This window comes from Bradyrhizobium huanghuaihaiense (assembly GCF_025200885.1).
Classification (GTDB): Bacteria; Pseudomonadota; Alphaproteobacteria; order Rhizobiales; family Xanthobacteraceae; genus Bradyrhizobium; species Bradyrhizobium huanghuaihaiense.
This window is the reverse complement of sequence record NZ_CP104172.1, coordinates 293917-308601: the sequence shown is the minus strand read 5'-3', so window position 1 is coordinate 308601 and position 14685 is coordinate 293917. Positions and strand designations below refer to the sequence as shown.

Annotated in this window: 15 protein-coding genes and 1 tRNA gene; 4 read left to right on the top strand and 12 right to left on the bottom strand. The window is 65.3% G+C overall.

The features are described from left to right. Positions 1-3: 3 nt before the first annotated feature. Both N2603_RS01455 and N2603_RS01450 read right to left on the bottom strand, forming a co-directional pair. Positions 4-471 carry a DUF2269 family protein gene (locus tag N2603_RS01455; protein WP_260387419.1) on the bottom strand — a complete coding sequence of 156 codons (468 nt, stop codon included), beginning with the start codon at positions 469-471 and terminating at the stop codon, positions 4-6. Beyond that, on the bottom strand, positions 468-1367 hold the full coding sequence (locus tag N2603_RS01450; RefSeq protein ID WP_260387418.1) for an alpha/beta hydrolase family protein: 900 nt from the start codon (positions 1365-1367) through the stop codon (positions 468-470). Before N2603_RS01450 ends, N2603_RS01455 begins: the two co-directional genes overlap by 4 nt. Before the next feature lie 267 nt (positions 1368-1634). On the opposite strand from N2603_RS01450, the gene N2603_RS01445 reads away from it, so the two are divergent. Together N2603_RS01445 and ppa are read left to right on the top strand one after the other, a co-directional pair. Further along, positions 1635-2144, top strand: coding sequence for a GNAT family N-acetyltransferase (locus N2603_RS01445; protein WP_260387417.1), 510 nt, complete (start codon positions 1635-1637; stop codon positions 2142-2144). A gap of 178 nt (positions 2145-2322) precedes the next feature. Beyond that, entirely contained in the window at positions 2323-2859 is a 537-nt protein-coding gene (gene ppa / locus N2603_RS01440; RefSeq protein WP_018645116.1) for an inorganic diphosphatase, read from the top strand. An 88-nt stretch (positions 2860-2947) separates the two neighbouring features. Here ppa and N2603_RS01435 read toward each other — a convergent pair whose 3' ends face one another. The 3 genes from N2603_RS01435 to N2603_RS01425 are packed head-to-tail and all read right to left on the bottom strand — an operon-like array spanning position 2948 to position 4507. Further along, a complete protein-coding gene (locus N2603_RS01435) occupies positions 2948-3832 on the bottom strand; it encodes a bifunctional methylenetetrahydrofolate dehydrogenase/methenyltetrahydrofolate cyclohydrolase (protein WP_260387416.1) in 885 nt (294 codons plus the stop codon). Between the two features lie 9 nt (positions 3833-3841). Beyond that, the gene (locus N2603_RS01430) at positions 3842-4201 is read right to left on the bottom strand and encodes a DUF167 domain-containing protein (protein WP_018645114.1); all 360 of its coding nucleotides are present in this window, start codon (positions 4199-4201) and stop codon (positions 3842-3844) included. A 15-nt stretch (positions 4202-4216) separates the two neighbouring features. Beyond that, positions 4217-4507 (bottom strand): YggT family protein, encoded by a 291-nt coding sequence (locus N2603_RS01425; protein ID WP_018645113.1) that lies wholly within the window; start codon positions 4505-4507, stop codon positions 4217-4219. Between the two features lie 205 nt (positions 4508-4712). Between N2603_RS01425 and N2603_RS01420 the strand changes: the two genes are divergently transcribed. Next, positions 4713-4788: transfer RNA gene (locus tag N2603_RS01420), tRNA-Ala, on the top strand. Positions 4789-4901: 113 nt separating this feature from the next. On the opposite strand, the gene N2603_RS01415 is transcribed toward N2603_RS01420, so the two are convergent. The 7 genes from N2603_RS01415 to N2603_RS01385 form a co-directional block, all read right to left on the bottom strand. Further along, positions 4902-5714 carry an enoyl-CoA hydratase gene (locus N2603_RS01415; RefSeq protein ID WP_260387415.1) on the bottom strand — a complete coding sequence of 271 codons (813 nt, stop codon included), beginning with the start codon at positions 5712-5714 and terminating at the stop codon, positions 4902-4904. Between the two features lie 126 nt (positions 5715-5840). Further along, entirely contained in the window at positions 5841-6635 is a 795-nt protein-coding gene (locus N2603_RS01410) for a glutamine amidotransferase (RefSeq protein WP_260387414.1), read from the bottom strand. Between the two features lie 129 nt (positions 6636-6764). Beyond that, the gene (locus tag N2603_RS01405) at positions 6765-7544 is read right to left on the bottom strand and encodes an SDR family NAD(P)-dependent oxidoreductase (RefSeq protein ID WP_260387413.1); all 780 of its coding nucleotides are present in this window, start codon (positions 7542-7544) and stop codon (positions 6765-6767) included. A gap of 219 nt (positions 7545-7763) precedes the next feature. Then, the gene (locus N2603_RS01400; protein ID WP_260387412.1) at positions 7764-8252 is read right to left on the bottom strand and encodes a tellurite resistance TerB family protein; all 489 of its coding nucleotides are present in this window, start codon (positions 8250-8252) and stop codon (positions 7764-7766) included. A 313-nt stretch (positions 8253-8565) separates the two neighbouring features. After that, complete coding sequence (locus N2603_RS01395) at positions 8566-9975, bottom strand: adenylate/guanylate cyclase domain-containing protein (RefSeq protein ID WP_260387411.1); 1410 nt, start codon at positions 9973-9975, stop codon at positions 8566-8568. Positions 9976-10024: 49 nt separating this feature from the next. Beyond that, complete coding sequence (locus N2603_RS01390) at positions 10025-11392, bottom strand: cytochrome P450 (RefSeq protein WP_260387410.1); 1368 nt, start codon at positions 11390-11392, stop codon at positions 10025-10027. Positions 11393-11426: 34 nt separating this feature from the next. Further along, positions 11427-12797, bottom strand: a complete 1371-nt coding sequence (locus tag N2603_RS01385; RefSeq protein ID WP_260387409.1) for a hydrolase — start codon at positions 12795-12797, stop codon at positions 11427-11429. Positions 12798-12934: 137 nt separating this feature from the next. Between N2603_RS01385 and N2603_RS01380 the strand changes: the two genes are divergently transcribed. Further along, complete coding sequence (locus N2603_RS01380; protein ID WP_260387408.1) at positions 12935-14623, top strand: MFS transporter; 1689 nt, start codon at positions 12935-12937, stop codon at positions 14621-14623. The last annotated feature ends 62 nt before the right edge of the window (positions 14624-14685 follow it).

Genomic DNA, 14685 nt, shown 5'->3' with positions numbered 1-14685 from the left:
CTCTCAAAACGGTTTGGCGATCATCAGCCACAGGATCGCCATCGTTGCGCCGAAGCCCGGGAAGCCGAACGCGAACCAGCGGCGGAACAGGATGAAGTAGCGCTCTGGCAACGCGGCGCGCTGACCGGCAGCTTTGCGCGCGAGGTCGCGCATCTCGATCTGCATGAACACCACGGGAATCCAGAACAGGCCAGCAATGGCATAGAGCGCGAGTGAGGCCAACAGCCAGCGCTCCGTGATCGACGTTGCCGAGAGCATCATCAGCAAGCCGCCGCTGACCGGCTGCAGGATCACCGCCGACAGCGTGAAGATCGCATCCGCGATCACCACGACCGATGCGGTGCGCGCGATGAAGTCGGCATCGTGCGTGCGATGCGCCATCAGCATGAAGAAGGCGATGCCGGTCCCGGTGCCGAGGATGACGATGGCGCCGAGCACATGGAAAAATTTGACCAGGAAATACAGCGTCATGGCTTCTTGGTCGCCATTGGTTTGGACTGGTTCAGCGCGCGCTCGAGCGCGGCGGCTGCAGCTTTCACGCCGGCGTCAGTCTCGATCATCCCATGCCCCTCGCTGCCGACCACGGGCAATACGCGGAAATCGACTTTTCCGCCGGCGCTGCGAAAGGCATCTGCCAACGACTTCGAGAATTCCGGCGCAAAATAGCTGTCATTGTTGGCGACGAACCATGTGACGGGAATGCGCGCCACTTTGCCGAATTCGGTCGCCGCAGCCCGAAGCGCATGCGGCGCACAGATCCGGTTCGGCTCGTCATTGGCGTGGCCGCCGCGCCCCGGCGCGAATGTGATGATGGCGGAAATCGCTTTTGGATCGGCATTCGCCAGCGCCAGCGCGCCCCATCCACCGGCGGAATGCCCGATCACGATCGCGGCATCCTTTCGGATAAAATCCTGCGTGCGCAGATAGTCCAGCGCTAGCGCGATTTCTTCGGCGGTCGCGCGACCGGAGCGCGCATAGTCAGGCTCGTCGCAATCGCCCTGGTCCTCGACATAGCGGCCGCCGGTCGCACCATGGCCGAGCCGCTCCGGCACCAGAACGGCAAACCCGCGCGCGACGAGAAACGCTGCGAGCGCGCGGTATTCCGGTTGCGGCATTTGCGCACGACGCAACGCGTTCTGCGTCGAAGCATGCGCGATGACCGCAAGCCGGAACGGACCGGCACCAGCGGGGCGAAACAGCAGCGCATGCGCGGCGATAGCAGCATCCGGCGAGGGCACTCGCCACTCCTGCCGGCGAAACGGCTCGCCTTCCGCGCCCGCTGCACCGAACGTGACCTGAGCGCACAGAGGCGACGCGGTCAGCAGGGCCAGCAAAGGCAGGAGCGCTAGGTTATTGAAGAGCCGCATGAATGGCCAAAGGCGAGCACGGACAAGCGACCGCCAGACTAGTAGGAACGAATCATTCTGGGCGGACTTTCTGCGTTGCCATTGCCGTTCATTGGTTGCCGCGACGCAGTTTTGCACCGACGCATGGCAGGCGGTTGCCCGTCAAGGCGGCGCCTTGTCCTCTTTCGGTACAACGCGGCCATAAAACTGATGCAGAAAGTCCACAGGTTAACCGATAATTAACGATAGGTCTTGCCGCCGGCGCGGCGACTTGGTTTGATCGCGTCCATGAGCACAACCCTGATCGAGGTCCGGCCGGCCAAATCCGCAGATGCAACTGCGGTGGCATCGACTCATGACGAAGCCTGGCGTTCGGCCTATCAGGGCATCATCCCCGGCGCCGAGCTGGAGAAGCTGATCAACCGCCGCGGTCCGCAGTGGTGGGACAGTGCGATCCGCAAGGGCAGCCGCGTCAGCGTGCTGGTATTCGGCGACAAGATCGCGGGTTATGCGAACTATGGTCGCAACCGCGCGCGCAGCCTGCACTTCGACGGCGAGATCTACGAGCTCTATCTGCGTCCGGAATTCCAGGGCCTCGGCTTCGGCCGCCGCCTGTTCGCCGCCGCCCGTCGCGACCTGATGCAGAGCGGCCTGAAGAGCATGGTGGTGTGGGCGCTCTCGGACAACGATCCGGCGACCGAGTTCTACCGCGCCCTGGGCGGCCGCATGGTGGCGCGCTCCTCCGAGCGTTTCGGGCCGAAGTCGCTCGACAAGGTTGCCTTCGCCTGGACCAATTGAGCTGCTGAAGTCCAGCCGGCAGCGCTTTCCTTCCTTCGATACCGCCCGCCGCTTGCGCCGGTGATCGCTGGATTCATTATTTCGCAAAAACACGATGGATTGGCGGGCCAAGCCCGCGTATGACAGCGCCAAAATCGCTGCCGGGCGCGATTTAACCTCGGCAACAACGGAGCCTTGAATGCGTATCGATGCTATCTCGATCGGAAAAAACGTCCCCCAAGACGTCAACGTCGTCATTGAAGTCCCCGTGGGCGGCGAACCGATCAAGTACGAGATGGACAAGGAGGCCGGCACGCTGGTGGTCGACCGCTTCCTGTACACGCCGATGCGTTACCCCGGTAACTATGGTTTCATCCCGCACACGCTGTCCGACGACGGCGACCCCTGCGACGTGCTGATCATCAACACCCGCGCCATCATCCCCGGCGCCGTCATGAGCGTGCGCCCGGTCGGCGTGCTGTTCATGGAGGACGAGGCCGGTGGCGACGAGAAGATCCTCGCGGTGCCGTCGTCGAAGCTGACGCAGCGCTACGACAAGGTGAAGTCGTACTCCGACCTGCCCGACATCACGCTGCAGCAGATCCAGCACTTCTTCGAGCACTACAAGGATCTCGAGAAGGGCAAGTGGGTGAAGATCCTGCGCTGGGGCGGCCCGGAGGAGGCGCACAAGCTGATCCTCGAGGGCATCGAGCGCGAGAAGAAGAAGAAGGGCTAGTCGTCGTTCCGGGGCGCCTCGAAGAGGCGAACCCGGAACCTCGAGATTCCGGGTCCGGCTCTGCGAGCCGCCCCGGAATGACACTCAACTACACCGCCGGCTTCGGCAGCCCGGCGATCGCGCAGGCCGCGCGGAGCGTATTCACCAAGAGGCACGCCACCGTCATCTGGCCGACGCCGCCCGGCACCGGCGTGATGGCACCGGCAACGCCAAGCGCTTCCTGATAGGCGACGTCGCCGACGAGGCGCGTCTTGCCGTCCTCCTTCGGGATTCGCGTGATGCCGATGTCGATCACGGTCGCGCCGGGCTTCAGCCAGTCGCCGCGCACCATCTCGGCCCTGCCGACGGCGGCATAGACGAGGTCGGCGCGCTTCACGAGATCAGGCAGATCGCGCGAGCGCGAATGCGCAATCGTCACGGTGGCGTTCTCGTTCAGCAGCAATTGCACCAGCGGCCGGCCGACCAGGTTGGAGCGACCGATGACGATGGCGTTCATGCCTTCGAGCGAGGCATGGACGCTCTTGGTCAAAATGATGGAGCCGAGCGGCGTGCAGGGCGACAGCGCTTCGAAACCGCCGGCGAGACGGCCGGCATTGTTCGGATGCAGGCCGTCGACGTCCTTGGCGGGATCGATGGCGTTGATCACGGCCTCGGTGTTCAGCCCCTTCGGCAGCGGCAGTTGCACCAAAATGCCGTGCACGGCGGGATCGCGGTTGAGCTTTGCGACGACGGCCAGCAAGTCCGCTTGCGAGACGTCAGCCGGCAGCTTGTGCTCGAACGAGGCCATGCCGGCCGCCTGGGTCTGGGTGCCCTTGGAGCGAACATAGACCTCGCTGGCGGGGTCGTTGCCGACCAGGACCACCGCAAGGCCCGGCACCAGATTGTGCTCGCGCTTGACCCGGGCGACCTCGTCGGCAACGCGGGCGCGGAGTTCCGCGGCGATGACTTTTCCATCGATGATCTTGGCGGTCATGTCAGTTCCTCAGTCTGTCGATTTGGCGTCTGCCGCTTTGGCTTGGACGAGCTGGCGCAGGGCTTCGCCCAGCCGCGCCGGATCGCCGTCGACCGCGATCTGCTTCAGCCGCGACGTCGCCCCCGACAGGAGCTTGACGCTGGCCTTGGGCACGCCAAGCGATTTCGCCAGCAGCATCAGAACGGCCTTGTTGGCCTCGCCGCCATCGGCAATGGCGCGCACCCGCACCTTGAGCACGCTGCGGCCGTCGGCCAATTGCTCGATCCCGTCGATGTCGTCGCGACCGCCGCGCGGCGTCACCCGCAGCGCGATGCTGATTCCTGCGGCGGAATAGCGCCAGGGTTCCCTAGAAGCTTCTTTCGCAACCAAGGCGCTCCAGCCTGCTCAGATCACGTTCGGGTAGATGTAGTACAGGATCACCCGCTCGATGAACATGATGATCAGGATCAGGATGATCGGCGAGATGTCGAGACCGCCGAGGCTGGGCAGGAAATTGCGAATCGGCGCCAGCAGCGGCTCGGTGATCCGGTACAGGAACTCCGCCACCGCCGACACGAACTGGTTACGCGTGTTCACGACGTTGAAGGCGATCAGCCAGGACAGGATCGCGGAGGCGATCAGCAGCCAGACGTAGAGGTCGAGCACGATGATGACGATGTCGAGAACGGCACGCATGGCTTTTGAGGCCTCTGGCTTATGAAAACTCTGGCTTCGGTCGGGAGTGACGCCTTTTGCTAGATATCGGTTCCCCCCGGACCAAACAAGGGAAGTTCGGGCACCGAAATGGCTAAAACCGGGTTACACCCGTCCTTGACTTGACCTTGGCAGGGACTTAAATGGCGCCCGGTTGTCGGCCGCGTTTACCAGAGCGGCCAGCAAAGGGGCCATAGCTCAGCTGGGAGAGCGCGTCGTTCGCAATGACGAGGTCGGCGGTTCGATCCCGCCTGGCTCCACCACGCTTCGCCCTTCGGGCTACGCGTGGCGCAGCCACGCAAGAGCCCGAAGGGCGAAGCGTGGTGTCCGGCGAAGCCCAAAGGGCGAAGACGGACTGGTTGAGGAATACTTCCCCCTACCTCCCCGTAAACCTTGGCGGCCGCTTCTCCATAAAACTCGCCACCCCTTCCCGGAAATCACTCCCGTTCAGCGCCACCATCATTTCCCTGTTGGCCTCGATCGTCGCCTCCGCCAGTGTCTGGAACGGCACCTCGTAGAGCTGGCGCTTGATCACGGCCATCGCGCTCGGCGAGACGAAATCGGCGAGGTCGCGCGCATAGGCGTAGGTCTCCTCGCGCAGCTGCTCGGGCGAGCAGAGCCGGTTGACCAGTCCGATCCGCAGCGCCTCATCGCTCGCAACGCGGCGCGCCGAGAGCAGCAGATCCATCGCATTGGCGTGGCCGACGATGCGCGGCAGCATCCAGCTGATGCCGTGCTCGGCGATCAGGCCGCGCCGCGCGAACGCCGTTGTGAACACGGTGTTGTCGGCGGCAAAGCGCAGGTCGCAATAGAGCGCGTGGACGAGACCAATGCCGGCCGTCGCGCCGTTGAGCATGGCGATGACGGGCTTTTTGATCGACGGATAGAAGCCGTAGCGCGTCTGCCAATCGGGCCGGCGGTTCATGTCGAACGGCGGCAGGTTGGACGCGCGCCTGACGTCATCGGGATCGAGCCCCTTCAGTGCATCCATGTCGGCGCCGGCACAGAAGGCGCGGCCCGCGCCTGTCAGCACGATGACACGGACATTGTCGTCGGCGTTTGACGCTTCCATCGCGTGACGCACGTCGCGCTCCATGATCGGCGTCCAGGCATTCATGCGATCGGGACGATTGAGCGTGATGGTCGCGATCCTGTCGCTCACCTCGTAGAGAATGTGTTCATAGGCCACGGCGCTCTCCCTTTGTCTGCCGGCGCAACTTCTCGCGCGCTCGTTAGGAAAGAGCCTAGCATATCAAGGGATGAGGCAAGGACTTGCGCCAAGGATCTGCGCCAAGGACCTGCGCTAAGGCGCGGGTTACTCGGCGGCTTGCGCCAGCACCGGCCGCCGCGCCAGCCAGCCGTCGATGAAATGATCGAGCCAGGCACGCTCCGCCGCGTCATACACGGCACGGTCCGCAAAGTGATGATGCCGCTCGCGCGCGCCGGGTGCGCTGAGGCCATCGTAGCCGCGCGTGGTCCAACAATGCATCATCGCGTAGGTCACGTCGGGATGAAACTGCACCCCGAAGGCATTGCCGGCGCGATAGGCCTGGATCGGAAAGTCGTCGCCTTCCGCAAGCAGTTCGGCACCGACGGGCAACGTGAACCCCTCGCGGTGCCAGTGATAGACCTGCGCCGGCCAGTCCGGGCAGAGCGCGTGTCCTGCCGCAGTCGGGCGGATCGGGTAGTAGCCGATCTGGGTCAGCGCCTCCGCATGCGGCGCGACGCGGGCCCCGAGCTGCATCGCCAGCATCTGCGCGCCCAGGCAGATGCCGAGGAACGGCCGCTGTTGGCGGAGCGGAATTTCGATCCAGTCGATCTCGCGTCGAATGTAGTCGTCGGGATCGTTGGCGCTCATCGGGCCGCCGAAGAACACGGCGCCGGCATGCCGGTCGAGGGTTTCGGGCAGGGGATCGCCGAAGCGGGGACGGCGGATGTCGAGACGGTGGCCGAGCGCGCGCAGCGCATTGCCGACGCGGCCGGGTGTCGAGGATTCCTGGTGCAGGACGATCAGAACCGGCAGCCGGTTTTCGGAGGCGGCGGCGCTCGGCGCCCTCTTTCGGAAGGGCACCACTTCTGCGCTACCAAACCTGTCCGTCCGGAACGACATGGTCTCTGCGAGTGCTATCGGTTCAGACCGCCAGCATAGCTAAGCGATGGTTAACATCGTGTGAGTTTGCGCACACACGCTCCTAGACTGAAGCAAGCTCCGGGCCACTACGGACGTTCAGAACTGCCTTCAGCGGCGCTGCCTCTGGAACCGGCTGGTGGCGGACAGGATAAAGCCGCGCGGAAAGAACCGCAGCGCGAACGGCACAATCTTGATGCCGAGACCCGGCAGCACTGCCCGTTTGTTGGCCATCAAGCCGTGATAGGCCTGTCGTGCGACATCGGAAGCCGAAACGTTGAGAAGCGCCGTATTGTGCCCGGACCCGACACCGGCGCGCGCCTGGAATTCGGTGGGCACCGGCCCCGGGCAAAGCACCGTGACGCGAACGCCACGCGGCGCGAGCTCTGCCCGCAGCGCCTCGGTGAGGGAAATCACATAGGCCTTGGAGGCGTAGTAGACGGCCATGCCGGGGCCGGGCAGAAAGCCGGCGACCGATCCGACATTCAGAAGTCCGCCCTTGTTCCTGATCAGCTGATCGGCAAAGCGCAGCGACAGATCCGTCAGCGCCCGCACGTTGACATCGACGATGCCGACCTGCTCGGCGCGGTCGCACTCGATGGCATCGCCGAACACACCGAAGCCGGCATTGTTGACGAGATGATCGAGCTCGACGCCTTCGGCCTTGAGCGCCGCGGCGATCTTGTCGCCGGCGCCGGCGTCCTGAAGATCGCAGGCGATCACGATCGGCTTCTTGCCGCCCTTGGCGGCGAGCTCGATCGCAAGCGCCTCAAGCCGTTCCGCCCGTCGCGCCGTCAGTGCGAGACGGTGTCCATTGGCGGCAAATACACGCGCCAGCTCCGTGCCTATGCCCGCCGAGGCACCGGTGATCAACGTTACCCGCTCAGTCACGATCGATGTCTCTTGAATTGAAGTTTTTGGTCCCGCAATGGCGGAACGAGAGCATAGGCCGTGCGCGACAGGCAAGCGGCGCCGCCCGCATGGCCGCTTGAGCGGACATCAGGGAAAGCGGAAAACCCGGGAATTTACGGGCGAATCCGGGCGGCGATCGCCCACATTAAAGTTTCGTCATGTGATCGGCACAACCGGCCGTCGGCCGGCTTGCGCGGATCAACCGCCCACGGCGCTGTCCTGCACCTGACCGCCGGCACGCTCGGCAACGGCGTGCTTGAGGTCGATCCGGTCGCGCTGCGAGATCCCGAGCAGGTCGGAGGCGCGCCAGACGACGTTGTCCTCGAACTCGGAGACCTGGCCGTCGGCATAGACCAGCTCCCACATCATCTGCACGATGCGCTTGCGGCCCGCTTCGTCGAGCGAGCGCATGATGACGCTGGTGAAATGGTAGAGATCGACCGCGTCGCCCTCGACCTGGGTGGCATCGGCGATCAATCGATCAGCCGTGCCGCGATCGAGCCCGAAATGGCTTTCGATCAGGCTGTGCAGCTTGCTCTGCTCGGCCGCGCTCGGCTGGCCGTCCAGCGAGACCACGTGGACCAGCAACGCGGTCGCCGCGAGCCGATAATCGCTATCACCGAAAGCGCGATCCCCGGCCTGGGGAGCAACAATGTCGGCGATGAATTGGCGCAGGCCGTCGAGCATAAGGTCCTACCGAAATCGATGCCGCCGCGGGGTGCGGCGGCTACCAGCATTATATGAGCGGGAAACTCAACCGGCGCAACGTGCGTCAGTTTCGCGCGCGCATTACGTTTCGGCAATATGGGCGGGCCTTCGGCCGTCATGGCCGGGCCTGACCGGGCAATGAAGATGGAGGAGATATAACACCCATCTGCCTCCACATCGTCATTGCGAGCGCAGCGAAGCAATCCAGATTCTTTTCGCGGAGGCAGCCTGGATTGCTTCGTCGCAAGGGCTCCTCGCAATGACGGAGAGTGTGGCGATCTCCTCCCGTCCCTCACGGTATCTCGTACACCACCATCTTGTCGGCGATGCCGCGCAGCGCGGCTTGTTTCTGGATCGGCTTGATCTCGCGCTGCTGGAGAAGTTCGGCGACCGCCGGCGCATCTGCCACCGGCCCGGTGATGTGGATCTCCTGCGCGGTCGACAGGCTCTGCACGCGCGCGGCGATGTTGACGGTCTGGCCGAAATAATCCTGCCGCTCGTTGAGCATCACCGCGAGGCACGGCCCCTCGTGGATGCCGATCTTGACGATGAGGTCGGTGGTGCCGCGCTGCTTGTTGAGCGCGTCCATCGCTGCGCGCATTCGCAGGCCCGCGACGATCGCGTGCTCGGGACGGACGAAGGTCGCCATCACGGCATCGCCGATGGTCTTCACCACCGCGCCCTTCTCGGAAGAGATGATCTCGAGCAGCGCATGGAAATGCGCGCGCACGAGATCGAAGGCGGCGAGGTCGCCGACGCGTTCGTAGAGCGCGGTCGAGCCCTTCAGATCGGTGAACAGGAAGGTGAGCGAGGTGATCTGGAGCCGCTGGTCGAGGCTGAGATTGTCCGCCTTGAACACATCGCGAAAGGTCTGGTTCGACAGCATCCGCTTGGCGGTGAGGAACGGCTTGCGCTTGCCGATGAGATGATGGAGCGCCTCGGCCGCGATGAACACCGACGGCAGCACGCGCACGCCGGCCTGGTTCTCCATCGACAGCCGCAGCGGGCCCGGCCGCATGACCGTGGTCCCGGTCGGCGCCTGCACCTTGTTGTACATGATGGCGAGCTGCTGGCGGTCCTTGGTCGGCTCGCCCTGGACGTCGATGAAATGGGCGGCGTGCGTCACCGGCTCGAAGATGATGACGAAGTCGCTCGGCAGTTGCAGCGACATGGTCGCCTTCTCCCCGGCCGGCAGCTCCATCGTGTCCAGCGTGACCTCGTTGGCGAGTGTCGCAAACGATTCCTTGTTGAAGTCGACGCCGGAGCTCCAGAACACCTGCTTGAAATATTCCCACACCGGGAGCGTGTCGGGATCGTGTGCCGCGATGCGCCGCACGCGCGGATTCACGGTGAAGGAGACCTCGACCTGGTCGTCGACGGAGGCCTTGTAGCCGCAGGCGCAGAGCGCGCAGTGATAATCGTCGGGCTTGAGCGCCTTCAGGGTCGAGTGCGCCCCGAGCACGCCGCCGCAGCCCGGGCACAGCACGTTCCAGCCGAGATCGAACAGCCCGAGCCGCGCCGAATGCAGGAAGGCCGAGATCACGTGCTCCTCGTCGAGACTGTGCTGCGTGGAGAAATCGAGCACGTTGACGCGGTTGAGCTCGTGATCCTCGCCATGCTCGATGAGATCCGCAATCGCATCGACCACCTTCGCATCGGCAGTCTGCTTCAGAACGGAAAACTGGGCCTGAATGTCGCTCATGGCGTAACTCTATCTTTGGTGATCACGCCATCGACCAGGCGATCGCCTGTCATCGACGCGTGATGCGGAACATGGGTGAGTGACCCGGCTGGGTCGTGACGAAGCCATGCGGAATCACGGGAGTCTGGTCGGCCAGCTCGACGCGGAACGCGCCGATCAGCCGGGCCAGCGCCAGCACGGATTCGGCCTGCGCGAACGGCGCGCCGATGCAGACGCGCGGGCCCGCGCCGAACGGCAGATAGGCGAAACGGTCGGGCGCCTCGGTCGACATGAAGCGCTTTGGAATGAACGCGTTCGGCTGATCCCACAGCTTCTCGTGCCGGTGCAGCAGCCACGGCGCGATCATGATGATGTCGCCCTTGCCAATCTCGACGCCGGCCGCATTGTCCTTCTCGCGCGCGGCCCGCGCGACCAGGAACGCGGGCGGATAGAGCCGCATCGTCTCCTCGATCACGGCGCGGGTGAATTTCTGGCGATCGATGTCGGCCATGCTGTCGAGATGCTCGCCCCGCGTCTCGGAGGCGACTTCCTCCTGCGTCTCCGGATCGAGCGCGAGCAGATAGAGCGCCCAGAACAGCGCCGTCGCCGTGGTCTCGTGACCGGCGAGAATCATGGTCGCAACCTCGTCGATGAGCTGCGCGTCGGAAAAGCCCTTGCCGGTTTCAGGATCGCGCGCCTCGTCCATGAGATCGAACAAATCGCGCGGTGGCGCGCCGTCCTTCTTGCCCATCTTGCGCCGCTCGGCGATCAGCATCGACACGAATTCGGTCCAGCGCTTGCGGAAGCGGGCGCGGGCACGATCCATCGGGGTCGGCCAGGACACCGGCAGCAGCATGTCGAGGAAATAGGGACGCCCGAGCCGCTCGCCGTACTCCATCACGAAGTTGAGCAAGGTGGCGCCGTGCTGGTCCATGCCGAACGAGAACATCGTGCGGCCGGCGATCTCGAGCGTCATGCGCTGCATGATCTCGCGCAGATCGACCAGCTCGCTCGTGCGCGCATCGAGCTTGGCGATGGTCTCGTCGAGCACCGCGGTCATGTGCGGGACGAGGTTCGCGGTCGCGCGCGGCGTGAACGCCGGCGCGAGCGTGCGGCGCTGGAACGTCCAGGAGTGCCCTTCCGCGATCAGGAGGCCCTCGCCGAGCACCGGACGCAGCATGCGGATGCCGGCCGGCGTGCGCGTGTAATTCTCGTAATTGGTGAGCAGGACATGCCGGATCGCGTCCGGACGATTCAGGATGAAACTGTTGCGGAAGACGAAGCGGCCCGGGATGACCTCTTCCTCGTAGGCACGCTGCCCCCAGGTCGCGATCATGTTGCGCCGGATCACGGCGAGCTTGCCGAGAAACGACATGTTGTCGGGCGCACGCGGCGGGGCCGGGGGGATGATGGGCCGACGCACACTGGCGATATTCATGGCTCGCTCCCGCAGATGTGACGCACCTGAATAGCTAGTAAGTCATTTCGGCAATCGCAATCCTGTTCTCGGCGGCCGGCCAGAGGCGTGCCACAATCCGTTCTTCGCCGAACTGGGCGACGATGTTACGCCCGATCTCTGCGGCCGGAAGCCGCAATGTTGCTGCCGCATCGGTGGGCACGCCGGACTTGACGTCGGCGGGCTCCTTGCCGTCGAACAGCACCACGTCCCGCGGCAGGCCGAAATAGCCGCGCGGACGCGACATGATCACGATCGCACCGGCGTCCTTGTCCGCCGGCCCGAGCGGGCGCGCGGGCCGGAGGTGCACGACGTCGGACGAGCGCGGGAAGGGCGAACGATAGATGTGCGTGGTCGGCGCATCCGGCGCCGCCAGGACGAATTCGAGTGACCAGGACGGCTCGACCTGCGCCGGTCCCCAATGACCGTCGGCGCCGGTCTTCGCGCTGTGCACGGCACTGCCCTTGCGCTCACCGGTATCAGGGTCGACGCGAAATATCTCGACGGTTGCGCCCACGACCGGGCGATTGGTCTGCACACCGCCGGGCGTGCCGGTGACGAGGCCGCTCAGGCGGACACTCTGCTCCGGCGCGATCGCAATTCGCTGGGGCTCTCGGCCGGCGATGAACTTGTAGATCTCGCGGAAGGCGCGCGGATGGAACGCCACCTCGCGATGGTCGAGCGCTCCGAGCACCAGATTGGTGGCACCCTTCAGCTCCGGCCCCTCATTGGTGACGCCGGTCGGCGTGCCGGCTTTGCCGATGAAGCGGCCGTCGCTCTGCGCGTATTTGTCCATGCCGTCGCTGCGCAAGGTGAGGAAGGCGACCCCTGGCGTCACCTCGCTCTCCCCCTCGTTCAAACCGCGCAGGAACGGCCCGCGGCCATTGAACTCGTTTCCAAGCTGGTCGTCGGTCGCGAACACGCCGTGATTGGGCGTGCCGCACAACACGGCGTGGCTGACATCGCCGGCACCGCCATTCCTGATGACGTTGCGGATCGCATTGCCGCCGCGCGAGCTGCCGACCAGCGCCACGCGCGGAGCTCCAGTCCGGCGCTTCAGTTCAGTGATGGCAGCAGCGAGCTCGCGGCGCTGGTCCTCGGTCGAGGAGCGGTTCGCCTGCTCGACCTTGTCGTCGCTGCGCGCCAGCGGGTCGGTGAAATTGATCGCCATCATGCGATCGCGCGCGATGCCGTTGGATTCCATCCGCCACAAGGTCGTCATCCAGAGCGCGTCGTAGTCGCCATTGCCGTGGACGAACAGGATCGGCGGCACTTCCGCGTTTTGCGCTGCGGGCGTCGTCTGGGCCAGCGCGCCCGTTCGCAAGCTCGCAAGCGCGAAAGGCAAGCTGCCCGCCCCCAGCAGGATCGTCCGTCGCGACAGCCTCATCTGTTCCTCCCCGGCAATACCATCTTTGCACCGCTTATACCGGCCTAACCACTGGACAGCGAAGGACTTTCGCGGGCATCACTGACTTTGCCGGAATCACCCAAAGACCACTTCTGCCAGCCCATATGGAAGGGGATATGACCGAGCAGCCGAACCGTCAGAAATTCGCCGGCGAGGGCATCGCCGCCCCGCTGCGGTTCACCGTATTCCGGCGCATCTGGCTTGCCAGCCTGCTCTCCAATCTCGGCCTCCTGATCCAGGGCGTGGGCGCGGCCTGGGCGATGACGCAGATGGCGGCCTCGGCGGACAAGGTGGCGCTGGTGCAGACCGCCCTGATGCTGCCGATCATGCTGATCTCGATGCCGGCCGGCGCCATCGCCGACATGTATGACCGCCGCGTCGTCACCCTGGTCTCGCTCGCGATCGCGCTGGCCGGCGCGAGCGCGCTGACGATCCTCGCCGGCCTCAAGCTCATCACGCCGGAAGCGCTGCTCGCCTTCTGCTTCGTCGTCGGCAGCGGCAACGCGCTGTTCGGACCGGCCTGGCAATCCTCGGTCAGCGAGCAGGTGCCGCCGGAAGCCCTGCCGTCGGCGGTTGCGCTGAACGGCATCAGCTACAACATCGCGCGCAGCTTCGGTCCCGCGGTCGGCGGCGTCATCGTCGCTGCGCTCGGCGCAGTCGCTGCCTTCGCCTGCAATGCGATCCTCTATTTGCCGCTGCTGGTGGTGCTGCTGCTCTGGCGCCGCTCGGTGGAGCCCTCGCGCCTGCCGCGGGAAAAGCTCAACCGCGCCATGGTCTCGGGCTTCCGCTACATCGCCAATTCGCCGCCGATCAAGATCGTGCTGCTGCGCACGCTGGTGATGGGCCTGACCGGCGGTGCCATCATGGCGCTGATGCCGCTGGTCGCGCGTGACCTCTTGCATGGCGGCGCGCAGACCTACGGCATCATGCTCGGCGCATTCGGCATGGGCGCGGTGGTCGGCGCACTCAACATCCACGAACTCCGCAAGCGCATGAGCGGCGAGGCCGCGATTCGCGCCTGCACCATCTCGATGGCGTTCGCGATGGCTGCCCTCGCCGTGAGCACCGAGCCGGTGCTGACGGCCACCGCGCTGGTGCTCGCCGGCGCTGTCTGGATGGCGGCGGTCGCGCTGTTCAATATCGGCGTGCAGCTCTCGGCGCCGCGCTGGGTCGCCGGCCGCTCGCTCGCGGCATTCCAGGCCTCGATCTCCGGCGGCATCGCGATCGGCGCCTGGGGCTGGGGCCATCTCACCGACTATGCCGGCGTCGAGGTCGCGCTTCTGGTCGCAGCCGGTCTGATGCTGCTCTCGCCGCTGCTCGGAATCTGGCTCGCGATGCCGCGCGTCGGCGCCCGCAACGAGGATGCCGAGGTGCTGGCCGATCCCGAGGTGCGGCTGTCGCTCACCGGCCGCAGCGGACCGCTGGTGGTCGAGATCGAATACCGCGTCGCCCAGGAGAACGCGCGCGCCTTCCACAACGTGATGCAGGACGTGCAGCTCTCCCGGCAGCGCAACGGCGCCTATGGCTGGTCGATCGCGCGCGACATCGCCGACCCCGAATTGTGGACCGAGCGCTATCACTGCCCGACCTGGTTCGATTACTTACGCCAGCGCAACCGCTCGACCCTGTCCGAACGCGCGCTGCATCAACAGGCGATCGATTACCACATCGGCCCCGAGCCGGTACGCGTCCGCCGCATGCTGGAGCGCCCGTTTGGCTCGGTGCGCTGGAAGGACGAGACGCCGGACCGCGCGGGCGGCGAGGTGCTGCCGGTGGTCGCAACCGCGGCGGGGAGCAGCACGTAGGTTATCTCAGTCCGTAGCCCGCATGAGCGAAGCGATATGCGGGGTCAGGAGTCCCGGATATC

What these genes read in the sequence shown, in the direction of transcription:
- ppa (WP_018645116.1), top strand. Translation starts at nt 2,323, where the DNA reads ATGCGTATCGATGCTATCTCGATCGGAAAAAACGTCCCCCAAGACGTC.
- N2603_RS01385 (WP_260387409.1), bottom strand. Translation starts at nt 12,797, where the DNA reads ATGAGGCTGTCGCGACGGACGATCCTGCTGGGGGCGGGCAGCTTGCCT.
- N2603_RS01425 (WP_018645113.1), bottom strand. Translation starts at nt 4,507, where the DNA reads ATGCGTGCCGTTCTCGACATCGTCATCATCGTGCTCGACCTCTACGTC.
- N2603_RS01400 (WP_260387412.1), bottom strand. Translation starts at nt 8,252, where the DNA reads ATGCTCGACGGCCTGCGCCAATTCATCGCCGACATTGTTGCTCCCCAG.
- N2603_RS01455 (WP_260387419.1), bottom strand. Translation starts at nt 471, where the DNA reads ATGACGCTGTATTTCCTGGTCAAATTTTTCCATGTGCTCGGCGCCATC.
- N2603_RS01445 (WP_260387417.1), top strand. Translation starts at nt 1,635, where the DNA reads ATGAGCACAACCCTGATCGAGGTCCGGCCGGCCAAATCCGCAGATGCA.
- N2603_RS01390 (WP_260387410.1), bottom strand. Translation starts at nt 11,392, where the DNA reads ATGAATATCGCCAGTGTGCGTCGGCCCATCATCCCCCCGGCCCCGCCG.
- N2603_RS01395 (WP_260387411.1), bottom strand. Translation starts at nt 9,975, where the DNA reads ATGAGCGACATTCAGGCCCAGTTTTCCGTTCTGAAGCAGACTGCCGAT.
- N2603_RS01380 (WP_260387408.1), top strand. Translation starts at nt 12,935, where the DNA reads ATGACCGAGCAGCCGAACCGTCAGAAATTCGCCGGCGAGGGCATCGCC.
- N2603_RS01410 (WP_260387414.1), bottom strand. Translation starts at nt 6,635, where the DNA reads ATGTCGTTCCGGACGGACAGGTTTGGTAGCGCAGAAGTGGTGCCCTTC.
- N2603_RS01435 (WP_260387416.1), bottom strand. Translation starts at nt 3,832, where the DNA reads ATGACCGCCAAGATCATCGATGGAAAAGTCATCGCCGCGGAACTCCGC.
- N2603_RS01450 (WP_260387418.1), bottom strand. Translation starts at nt 1,367, where the DNA reads ATGCGGCTCTTCAATAACCTAGCGCTCCTGCCTTTGCTGGCCCTGCTG.